The organism is Pseudomonadota bacterium, from assembly GCA_016927275.1.
Lineage (GTDB): Bacteria > UBA10199 > UBA10199 > 2-02-FULL-44-16 > JAAZCA01 > JAFGMW01.
In genome coordinates this window covers 1-11,318 of sequence record JAFGMW010000021.1, presented here as the reverse complement: position 1 = coordinate 11,318, position 11,318 = coordinate 1, and the positions used below count along the sequence as shown (strand labels likewise).

Sequence of the window (11,318 nt, the reverse complement as noted above, 5' to 3'; positions counted from 1 at the left end):
CAGATACTCGGCCCGGTCGTGGACGTGATGTTCGACGAGGGAAAGCTGCCCGAGATCTACACGGCCCTCGGCGTGACCAACCCCGCCGTCGGCCCCGGGGAGGGCAACCTCGTCCTGGAGGTGGCCCAGCACATAGGGGAGAACACCGTCCGCTGCATCGCGATGGACTGCACCGAGGGCCTGGTCAGGGGTGCGGCCGTCGTCGACACCGGCAGCCCCATAATGATGCCGGTGGGCAAGGAGGTGCTCGGCCGCGTGCTCGACGTCGTGGGCAGGCCGTCGGACGGGGGGCCGGCGCTCGGCTCGGCCAGGCGCATGCCCATACACCGCGACCCGCCGCCGTTCAGGGAGCAGGCGACCGACGTCGAGATGTTCGAGACCGGCATCAAGGTCATAGACCTGCTCGCGCCGTACCCGAGGGGAGGCAAGATCGGGCTCTTCGGCGGCGCGGGCGTGGGCAAGACCGTGATCGTGATGGAGCTGATACACAACGTGGCGCTCGAGCACGGCGGGACGTCGGTCTTCGCGGGGGTGGGCGAGCGCACGCGCGAGGGCAACGACCTCTGGCTCGAGATGAAGTCGTCGGGCGTAATCGACAGGACCGCGCTCGTGTACGGCCAGATGAACGAGCCTCCCGGCGCGAGGGCCAGGGTCGCCCTCTCGGCGCTCACCGTTGCCGAGCATTTCCGCGACGAGATGAGGCAGGACGTCCTCCTCTTCATAGACAACATATTCCGGTTCACGCAGGCGGGCTCCGAGGTCTCGGCGCTGCTCGGCAGGATGCCCTCGGCCGTCGGGTACCAGCCCACGCTCTCCACCGAGATGGGAGAGCTGCAGGAGCGAATAACCACGACCAGATCCGGGTCGATCACCTCGGTCCAGGCGATCTACGTGCCGGCCGACGACCTCACCGACCCGGCGCCCGCGGCCGCCTTCTCGCACCTGGACGCCACCACCGTCCTCTCCAGGGGGATCGCCGAGCTGGGCATATACCCCGCTGTCGACCCGCTCGACTCGACGTCCAGGATCCTCTCACCTGAGGTCATCGGCGAGGAGCACTACTCGGTGGCGCGCCGGGCGCAGAGCCTCCTGCAGAGGTACAAGGACCTCCGCGACGTCATAGCCATACTCGGGATGGACGAGCTCTCCGAGGAGGACAAGCTCGCGGTGGCCAGGGCCAGGAAGCTGCAGCGCTTCTTCTCGCAGCCGCTGCACGTGGCGAGCCAGTTCACGGGCCTGGTCGGCAAATACGTGAAGCTAGCGGAGACGATACGCGGGGTCCGCGAGATAGTGGAGGGGATGCACGACGACATGCCGGAGCAGGCGTTCTTCAACGTGGGCGCGATAGACGAGGTCAGGGCCAAGGCGGAGAGGATGGTGCATCGCCCATGAAGCTCTTCGTCCTCTCGCCCAGCGAGGCGGTAGCGGAGGCCCTGGTCGATTCGGTGACCCTGCCGTCGGTCGACGGGCCGCTCACCGCGCTGCAGGGGCACGACACCCTGCTGGCGCTGCTGGAGGAGGGCATGGTCAGGTGCTCGCTTGCCGGCGCCAGGGGGAAGCGCGAGGTCCGCGAGTTCAGGACGGGGCCCGGCCTGGCAGAGGTCATCCACGACATGGTCACGGTCTGCGCAGCCAGCGCCGTGGAGGTCGAAACGGGCGAGGGGCGGAAAGAGGGACAAAAAGGGGGTAAATTTGAGGGACGAACTCTCTAGGCTTATCGAGGCGGTGAAGAACGAGGGCGTCGGCCGCGGCCGCGGCGAGGCGGAGAAGATCGTCTCGGAGGCGAAGGCCGAGGCGGGAAAGGTGCTGGGCCAGGCGCGCGCGCAGGCGGACGCCATCGTGGAGGAGGCCCACCGCAAATCGGCCGCGGTGATGAAGAACCTCGACCAGCAGATGCAGCTTGCCCTTCGCGACCTGGTGCTCAAGGCCAAGGGCGAGCTCGAGGAGCTGGCATCCCTTGGGCCGCTCCGCCGCAGGGTGAAGGAGGCGATCGAGGACCCCGACTTCGTCAAGAAGCTGATATTCAGGATCATATCCGACTTCGTCAAGGACCGGGCCCTTCGCGAGAGCGACCAGCTCCACATCGTGGTGCCGGAGGACATGAAGGAGCAGTTCATGAAGGAGTGGCTGGCGATGATGCGCTCCGACCTAAACGTTCACGCAGCCCTCCATGCGGAGAAGGGGATGCAGGGCTTCAGGATATTCAGGGAGGGCGGCGGAGGGGAGCTCATAGTGGACGCCGACTCCATGATGGAGGTGCTGAGACCCTTCGTCTCGGAGCGCTTCCGAAGGATACTCGACGAACAGGCGAAGGGGGCGATCTGATGGCGTTCGAATACCTCTTCGCGGCCCTGCCGTCCCTCCCCTCCGGCCCCGGGGGCAGGGTGGGGATGCCCGCGCGGGAGCTGGCAGCGATGTGCTCCGCGGAGTCCGGCGACGCACCCCTACTCTCCCGCGCCCTGCTCGTCGAGTTCGACATAAGGGCGATGGAGAGGATGGCGATCGGGGTCGATCCAGGCGAGACCGCGCTCCACACCGAGGAGGAGATCAGGGCCGGGCAGGGGCTGCCGGCCTGGCTCGAGGGGGCGCTCGCCGACGCCCGGTCCGCCGACGGTGGCGATTACCGGTTCGACCGGGTGTGGCGGGCGCACTTCGCCAACATGTTCTCGCTGGCGGAGGAGTCGGGCTCCGGCTTCCTCATGCGCTGGGCCTGCTTCGACGCTGGGCTCAGGTCCGCGGTCGCCGCGCACAGGTCCTCTGCGCGGAAGGAGGCGGCTCGCGGCTGCGACATCGCGGGGTCGTGCGGCGACCCATGCGACTACCGGAGGGTGATCGACGAGATGATCGACATACAAGAGCGCGGGGACGGATCGTGGAAGGCTCTCGACAGGTTCGTGGCGTCGGCGAGGCTCGCGCGCGCCGGCGAGATGTCGGCCCCCTACTCCTTCGATCTGGACGAGCTCCTCTCGTACGTGGTCCGTTTCACGGTCCTCAAACATTGCCAGTATCTCGCATAGGGTTTCGGGCCGAAGCGCACACCTGAATCGGAGGTGGGGTTTGAAGGAGAGAAGCGTAAAGGTGGTGATGGTGGACGACAACCTCGTCGTCGTGGACCTCAAGGGCATGGGCGGCAAGGGCGTCCCCTGCATGATGAACGAGGAGGCCTTCATAGGCCCCATGAACCTGCGCGGCGAGGTGATACGCGTGAGGGGATCGCACGCCGACCTGCAGTCTTACGAGGACACGACCGGCCTCATGGTCGGCCACGACGTCACCCTCACCGGGAACCTCCTCGAGATCGAGCTCGGGCCCGGCCTCATAGGCAGCACGCTCGACGGGCTGGGCAACGTGCTGGCCGGCTACGGCGACTTCATCGCGCGCGGGAAGATCATATCCCCGCTCGACAGGTCGAAGAGATGGAGCTTCGAGGCGACCGCGCGCGACGGCGACGAGGTCTCGGCGGGCGCGGTGATAGGGGTCGTCGCGGAGACGCCGCTGGTCGAGCACAGGGTCATGGTTCCGCCGCTTGCCCCCTCCGGGAGGGTCAGGGGCATAAAGAGCGGCGAGTTCACGGTGGAGGACACGATAGCGACGGTGGTGGACGCCGACGGAGGGGAGCGCGCGATGAAGATGATGCAGCGCTGGCCCATAAGGATCCCGAGGCCGGTCGCCGCGAGGCAGGCGCTCTCGAGCATTCTCAACACCGGCATCAGGATCATAGACGGGTTCAACCCTGTGATGCTCGGAGGCACCGCGTGCACGCCCGGAGACTTCGGCACCGGCAAGACCATGTGCCAGCACGACCTGGCGCGCCACAGCAGGGTCAAGATCGTCGTCTACGTGGGGTGCGGCGAGCGCGCGGGCGAGATGGTGGAGCTCATGACCGAGTTCCCCAAACTCGTGGACCCGGACACCGGCAGGCCCCTCATGGAGCGCACGGTGCTGTTCGTGAACACAAGCGCCATGCCGGTCGCGGCGCGCGAGGGCTCCATCATGGTGGGGGCCACCGTGGGCGAATACTTCCGCGACATGGGCTACGACGTGCTGCTCCTCACCGACAGCCTCTCGAGGCAGGCGCAGGGGATGCGCGAGATGAGCGGGAGGCTCGGCGAGATACCGGGGCCGCAGGCGTTCCCAGCCTACATGAGCGCGTACCTCACGCGCTGGTTCGAGAGGGCGGGCAAGGTCATATGCCTCGGGGGCGAGAAGGACAGGAGGATGGGCAGCATGACCACGGTTGCGGCCCTGTCGCCGGACGGAGGCGACATCGCCGGCGACCCGCCCACTCAGGCGGCGATCCAGACCGCGAAGGTCTCCCTCATCCTCTCGAGGAAGAGGGCGGCGGCGCGCCTCTTCCCGGCGTTCGACCCGCTCGAGTGCCACTCCAAGTACCTCGACACCTACACCGAGGCGCTCACGCGCTTCTTCGAGGGCAGTGAGCTGCCGCTGTGGCTAGAGTACGTTCAAACCCTGAGGGACGCGGTGGTCCAGGGCGAGAGGATAAGGTCGCAGATGGAGATACTGGGCGAGAGGGGCATCGCGGACGCGGAGTACAGGAGGCTTTTGCTCGGCGACATCGTGCAGAAGGGCTATCTCAACCAGAACACGTTCGACGAGCATGACCGGGCGACCGGATTTACGCGGCACTACGCGATGATGAGGTTCCTCGTGCGGCTCATCGACGTGTTCCCTCAGAGGGACAAGACGTCCATGCGCAGGCTCCAGGAGGATCTGCTCTTCGACATAACCCAGGCGAACTACAGCGCCGAGTTCGAGAGCGCCTATGAGGCGGTGCTCAACAGGGCGCAGGAGGCCGGCAGGTGAAGATAGTCTATTGCGACATCGTGAACATAGACGGGCCGATCCTCCAGGTCAGGGGCGTGACCGGGGTCTCGATGGGCGAGGAGGCGCTGCTGGAGGGGTTCGGCAGGGCCAAGGTGGTGAAGATCCAGGGCGACACGGTCTTCATGCAGTCGCTCGAGGGGAGCATGGGGGTGCGCACCACGCAGAGGACCCGCTTCACCGGCCACCCCTTCGAGGTGGCGTTCGACGCCGCCGGCATCATGGGCCGCGTGTTCAACGGCATAGGCAGGCCCAGGGACGGCAGGCCGGAGATCGAGGGGGCGAGCGTGCCGGTCGAGGGGGCCGTGGTGAACCCGGCCCGGCGCGCCATGGGGCAGGGCTACATCGAGACAGGGATACCGGCGATCGACGGGGCCAACACGATCGTGCGCGGGCAAAAGATCCCGATCTACAAGCTGCCGGGCGAGGACATAAACGGGATCGTGGCGCGCATCATCAGGCAGGCAAGGGTCGCGGGCCAGGGGCAGTTCAGCGTCGTCTTCGGCGGGCTGGGGCTGCTCAACGACGAGTACATATTCTTCCGCGAGGTGCTCGAGGACGCGGCTGAGCGAACGGTGATGGTTGTGAACCTGGGCAACGAGTCTCCGATCGAGAGGCTAAACGTCCCGCACATATGCTGCTCGTTCGCGGAGCAGCTCGCGCTGGCCGGCCAGCACGTGCTCGTGGTCATGACCGACATGCTCCGCTACGCGGACTCGCTGATGGAGGTCTCCAACGCACAGGGCAAGATCCCCAGCCGCGACGGCTATCCCGGCGACCTCTACTCGAGGCTCGCCCGCATCTACGAGAGGGCGGTCAACTTCGGCGGGGAGCGTGGCTCGGTGACGATCATCGGCGTGAACTCGGTGCCGGACAACGACCTCTCGCACATCGTGGCCAACCTCACCGGATACATCACCGAGGGCCAGCTGCCGGTGGAGCGGGGCCGCTTCGACATCATGAAGTGCCTCTCCAGGCTCAAGGGGCTGGTCGTGGGCAAGGAGACCCGCGCCGACCACGGCCCGATCATGGACGCGTGCGTCTCCGCATACGCGAACGCCCTCGCGCTGCGCGAGCAGCGGGAGATGGGGTTCACGATCACGGACGAGGTGGACCTCGCGTATCTCAAATTCGCCGACGAGTACGAGCGCAGGTTCCTGCCGGCGGGGCAGGACCTCCCCCTCGACCGCACTCTGGACCTCGGCTGGGAGCTCGCGTCTCTGCTCCCGAAGAGGGTGCTGAGGATCAAGAAGGAGATGCTCGAGAAACACTGGAAGGGAAAGGGTTAGCCGGATGCCCCAGGTCTCCAAGGGCGCGCTCAGGACGAACAAGATGCGCGTGGCCAGGCTCGCGAAGGCGGTGCCCACGCTGGATCTGCGCAGAAAGCAGCTCACGATGGAGATGCTCTCCTGGGAGGAGAGGATCCTCGGGATGAGGTCGAACCGGGACGCGCTCGCCGAGGGCATGAGGGCATGCCCGCACCCGGAGGTCGAGAGGCTGGTGTCGGTGGCAGCGGTCGAGACCTCGGACATGAACGTGGCGGGGGTGATGCTCAAGTCGCTCAGGGAGGTGAGGTTCTCCGTTTTGCCCTACAGCATGCTCATGACCCCCCCGTCGTTCGATCACTTCGTGGCGCTGCGCTCCAGCCTCCTTCGGGCCGAGGAGGAGCTCAAGATCATGGAGGAGTCGTTCGCAAGGCTCTCCGACGAGCTCGCCATCACGACGCAGAGGATAAATCTCTTCGAGAAGAGGATGATCCCGCAGTGCCAGGAGAGCATAAGGTACATACGCGGCAGGCTCGAGGACAACGAGCGTGCCTCGGTGATGGTGGCGAAGATCGCGCAGGCGACCCTGCTCGGCAAGCAGGAGGCGTTTGAAAGCGCCTAGAGGCCGTGAATGGTTACTGGTGACTAGCGGTAAATGACAGGTCTTCTGTTCTATCCCGCCAGTCACCAGTCACCAGTCACTAGTCACGACAATGTCGATAGTCAGGATGAAAAAGATGACGTTCGTGACCCTCGCTGCCGAGGGCGAGGCGCTCATGCGCATGGTTCAGGGGATGGGAGTGCTCCACCCGGAGCACATCACGGTCCCGGCCGAGGCCCCCGCCGCCGAGATGCTCACGCACAGGCTCAACATGCAGGGCCAGGTGCTCCACGACCTGAAGTCTCGCGAGATCCCGAGGGCCGGCGCGCCGGCACACGGTGGCGTGCCTCAGTTCGATGAGATAGAGGGCTGGCTCTCCGAGCTCAAATCGATTGAGGAGAAGATTGCCTCGGCCGGCAGGGAGATATCTCACGCGGAGAGGCTGGGCGATTTCGACCCGGCCGACGTGCGGCGGCTCGCCGCGGAGGGGATATCGGTCCAGCTCTGGTCTGTGCGCGAGGGCGAGCTTGCCGCCCTGGCCATCCCGGGGGGCTCGGTTGTGAGGCAGGTCTCGGCCGGCAGGCAGACGGTCTTCGCCACGGTGTCCATGGGCTCCGGGATCGAGATCCCGGGCGCAGACCCGGTGGAGCTGCCGAAGGATTCGCTCGCCCGCCTCCGCGAGGCGCAGGCCTCCCTCTCCAAAAGGAGGGACGAGCTCCTGGGGCGCCTGGGCGGGGCGGCCTCCCGCATGGCCGAGCTCGAGAGGCAGCATACGGGGTCCGTCCGCGAGCACGCGTTCCAGGTCGCGCTGGCGCGGGCGTTTCGGGACGAGACCGTCATGGCGTTCGAGGGGTGGGTCCCTGCCGGATCCATTCCGGATATAGGGAGGGCCGCCTCCGCTTTCCGTGCGCCGGTGGTCATGCACGCGAGGGACCCTCTCGCGGACGAGGAGCCGCCGGTGCTCACAAAAAACGGATGGCTCGCGCGCAACTTCGAGCCCCTGCTCCACCTCTTCGGGATACCCGGCTATCGCGGCATGGACCCTGCGATCTACTTCGCCCCGTTCATGATGCTCTTCTTCGGCATCTGCCTGGGCGATCTGGGCTACGGCGCGGCCATGATCGTCGCGGCATATATAATGAAGAGGGCGCTGGGGGGCAGGTTCGCGCAGGTCGGGCCGGTCGCCAACATGACCATGCTCTTCGGCGTCGCCACCGCCGTGTGGGGAGGGCTCACCGGGTCTGTCTTCGGCGCATGGCCCGGCGGCGAGTCGACGGTCCTCATCGACGTGTCCCCGGGCCGCGGCGACCCCATGATCCTCTTCCGCATCTCGATCGGGCTCGCGGTGGTCCACCTCTCTATCGCGTTCCTGCTGGCCGCAGCGGCAGCTCACACCTTCGGCGAGAGGGTCCTCAAGCTCGGGTCGCTGGCCATTCTCATAGGCGGCATACTGATGGTGCTCAAATACACGGTCTGGTCCTGGGTGTTCGGGGCGGGCGTGGCTGCGGTGCTCCTCTTCTCGTCCGACTCGAAAAACCTCTTCAGGAGGATCGGGGCCGGGCTCTGGGGCCTCTACAACCACATAGGTCTCCTCGGCGACGTGATGTCGTACTCGCGCCTCTTCGGACTCGGCATCGCCACCGGCGCGATCGCCTCGGTGGTCAACATGATGGCCGGCCAGGTGAGGGCCGCGGTGCCTGGGCTCGGCGTCGCGCTTGCGGTCCTCGTGCTGGTCGCGGGGCACATGTTCAACATGGCCATGGGCCTCATCAGCTCGCTGGTCCACCCGGCGAGGCTCCACGCGGTGGAGGCGCTGCCCAAGTTCGTGACGCTCACGGGCGAGCCGTACCGCCCCCTTGCGGGGGAGACAGGGCCCTGATTACAGTTTACAAAACCTTGCCGAGGATTTATTTACCAAACCCTTTTCAAAAGGAGACCGACAAATGGACGCAGCGCTATTATACAAGCTCTCGTTCTACGTGGGCATCGGGCTCGGGCTTTCCGGCTCCGCCTGGGGCCTTTCCATCGCTTTTTCGGCCGCGCTCGGCGCCGGCAAGCAGCGATTCTTCAGCGTGATGCCGCTCGCCGTGCTGCCCAGCACGCAGGGGATATATTCGCTCCTGGCCGGCATCCTCAAGAAGGATGCCCTCGCTCTGGACCCGTCTGTCGGCGCCGTGGTTCTCATGGTGGGGATCGCCTGCCTCCTCAGCGCAATATGGCAGGGCAAGGTCTGCGCGGCCGGGATACGCTCGATCGCGGACGACAGAAACGTGCTGGCGAACGGGATCGTGTCCGCGGCGATGCCGGAGACATACGCGGTGCTGGCGTTCGTGGGGGTGTTTCTCTTCTGACCGAAAGACAACTTAACGCGGCCGCCGTGATGGCGGTGCATGCGAGGAGCATATGACATACAACGATCCGGTAGTGTGGTTCGCCGTGGCGAGCGCGATAGTGGCCCTGGTTTACGCCGCCATCGTTTCAGCGAGGGTCTCGCGCAGAGATCCGGGCAACGAGAGGATGCGTGAGGTGGCGGCCGCTATCCGCGAGGGCGCGATGGCGTTCATTTCGCGCGAGTACAAGGCGATCGCCATATTTGCGGCCATAGTCGCAGCCGCCTTCGCGCTCATCAACACAGGCGCGCACAGGCTGCTGGCGCTGGCGTTCCTCTTCGGGGCGGCCTGCTCCGGCCTCACCGGATATCTCGGCATGAACATAGCCACCAAGGCAAACGTCAGGACCGCAAACTCGGCGATCAGGAGCCTCAACGAGGCTTTGGGCGTCGCGTTCCGCGGCGGATCGGTCATGGGCATGTCTGTCGTGGGCGTGGGGATCCTGGGGCTCACCATCCTCATGGTCGTCTTCACCCACTTCTTCGGGGTCGACGAGATCGCTCTGCGCGACACGGTGCTTCCGATCCTCGTGGGCTTCTCGTTCGGCGCATCCTCGATCGCGCTCTTCGCCCGCGTGGGCGGCGGCATCTACACCAAGGCGGCCGACGTGGGCGCAGACCTCGTGGGAAAGGTGGAGCAGGGCATCCCCGAGGACGACCCGCGCAACCCGGCGACGATAGCGGACAACGTGGGAGACAACGTGGGCGACGTCTGCGGCATGGGCGCCGATCTCTTCGAGTCGTACATAGGGGCGCTCATCTCCGCCATGGTCCTCGGGGTCGCCTCGGGGCTCTCCGCTGTGTCGCTGCCTCTGGCCATCGCGGCCATGGGGATCCTCGCCTCGGTGGCAGGCACCTTCTTCGTGAGGGTGAAGGAGGGCGGCAACCCGCAGAAGGGCCTCAACATGGGCACGTTCGTATCCGCGGCGGTGCTGCTGATCGGCGCCTTCTTCGTGACCAAGTGGGTGGTGCCGTACGGCCTGGCCATAGGCGGCTCCATAGTCACGCCCATCAGGCTCTGGGGCGCCATAGTTTCCGGCCTCGCGGCGGGCGTGATAGTGGGGCTCATCACCGTCCATTTCTGCGAGAAGCACAAGAAGCCGGTTAACCAGATAGTCGAGTCCACGAAGACCGGGCCCGCGACCACGATCATCACAGGGATATTCGTTGGCATGAACTCGACCGCCTATCCCATCATCGCGATCGCCGCGGCGACGATCGTGAGCTACATGCTGGCCGGCCTCTACGGCATAGCGATGGCAGCTATGGGCATGCTCTCGACGATCGGCATACAGCTCGCGGTCGACGCCTACGGCCCGATCGCCGACAACGCGGGCGGCATCACGCAGATGAGCCACCTCGGCGACGAGGTGAGAAGGCGCACCGACTCTCTCGACTCGGTGGGCAACACCACCGCCGCGATAGGCAAGGGGTTCGCCATCGGCTCCGCGGCGCTCACCGCGCTCGCCCTCTTCGTGGCCTTCAAGGAGGCCAACGGGCTGACCAGCATCGACGTCACCGCGCCCAACACCATGGCGGGCATGCTCATCGGAGGCATGCTGCCCTTCCTATTCTGCTCGTTCGCGATGCGGGCGGTCGGCCTCACGGCTCATGATCTGATCAACGAGGTGCGCAGGCAATTCAAGGAGATAGCGGGCCTCATGGCAGGCACTGCGAAGGCCGACTACGCCAGGTGCGTGGACATATCGGCGACCGCCGCCATCAAGCACATGATAAAGCCGGGGCTGCTCGCGGTGCTCGCGCCGGCCGCAGTGGGCATACTCTCGAAGCTGATCTGGGGCGACGTCTCCGCTCTCGGAGGCATGCTCGCCGGAGTGATAGCATCGGGCGTCATGCTCGCGATCTTCATGGCCAACTCGGGCGGCGCCTGGGACAACGCCAAGAAGCAGATCGAGGACGAGCCGCGAGACGCGATCGCCGGGACCGGCAAGGGGAGCGCGCGCCACGCCGCCGCGGTCATCGGAGACACGGTCGGCGACCCGTTCAAGGACACCGCCGGCCCCGCGCTCAACATACTCATAAAGCTCATGAGCGTGCTGTCGCTCCTGCTCGCTCCGGTGTTTGCGAGGCTCTGACAGACATTGTGCATTGGGTGGCGGCGGATCGGAGGACAATAAATAAAATTCCAAATCCCAAGCACCAATAACCAAATAAGCACCAATTACCAGGCACCAAATTCCAAACAAAACCATTTGATCAT

Annotated in this window: 10 protein-coding genes; all 10 read left to right on the top strand. The window is 65.7% G+C overall.

Annotation, left to right across the window (positions count from 1 at the left end; all coding sequences use genetic code 11):
- Window positions 1-1,392 (top strand): F0F1 ATP synthase subunit beta (gene atpD / locus JXA24_01175; protein MBN1282369.1); only part of this gene is annotated, 1,392 nt, incomplete at its 5' end.
- The gene (locus tag JXA24_01170; protein MBN1282368.1) at window positions 1,389-1,712 is read left to right on the top strand and encodes a hypothetical protein; all 324 of its coding nucleotides are present in this window, start codon (window positions 1,389-1,391) and stop codon (window positions 1,710-1,712) included. The genes atpD and JXA24_01170, both read left to right, overlap by 4 nt.
- Entirely contained in the window at window positions 1,693-2,325 is a 633-nt protein-coding gene (locus JXA24_01165) for a hypothetical protein (GenBank protein MBN1282367.1), read from the top strand. Before JXA24_01170 ends, JXA24_01165 begins: the two co-directional genes overlap by 20 nt.
- Entirely contained in the window at window positions 2,325-3,017 is a 693-nt protein-coding gene (locus JXA24_01160; protein MBN1282366.1) for a hypothetical protein, read from the top strand. The genes JXA24_01165 and JXA24_01160 overlap by 1 nt, the downstream gene beginning before the upstream one ends.
- Window positions 3,018-3,057: 40 nt before the next feature.
- Entirely contained in the window at window positions 3,058-4,824 is a 1,767-nt protein-coding gene (locus JXA24_01155; protein ID MBN1282365.1) for a V-type ATP synthase subunit A, read from the top strand.
- Window positions 4,821-6,131: a V-type ATP synthase subunit B gene (locus JXA24_01150; protein MBN1282364.1), complete on the top strand. Its 1,311-nt coding sequence runs from the start codon at window positions 4,821-4,823 to the stop codon at window positions 6,129-6,131. Before JXA24_01155 ends, JXA24_01150 begins: the two co-directional genes overlap by 4 nt.
- Window positions 6,132-6,135: 4 nt before the next feature.
- Window positions 6,136-6,729 carry a hypothetical protein gene (locus JXA24_01145; protein ID MBN1282363.1) on the top strand — a complete coding sequence of 198 codons (594 nt, stop codon included), beginning with the start codon at window positions 6,136-6,138 and terminating at the stop codon, window positions 6,727-6,729.
- 115 nt (window positions 6,730-6,844) lie between these two features.
- Window positions 6,845-8,587 (top strand): hypothetical protein, encoded by a 1,743-nt coding sequence (locus tag JXA24_01140; protein MBN1282362.1) that lies wholly within the window; start codon window positions 6,845-6,847, stop codon window positions 8,585-8,587.
- A gap of 64 nt (window positions 8,588-8,651) precedes the next feature.
- Window positions 8,652-9,059, top strand: a complete 408-nt coding sequence (locus tag JXA24_01135; protein ID MBN1282361.1) for a hypothetical protein — start codon at window positions 8,652-8,654, stop codon at window positions 9,057-9,059.
- Window positions 9,060-9,111: 52 nt separating this feature from the next.
- A complete protein-coding gene (locus JXA24_01130) occupies window positions 9,112-11,193 on the top strand; it encodes a sodium-translocating pyrophosphatase (protein MBN1282360.1) in 2,082 nt (693 codons plus the stop codon).
- Window positions 11,194-11,318: the final 125 nt, after the last annotated feature.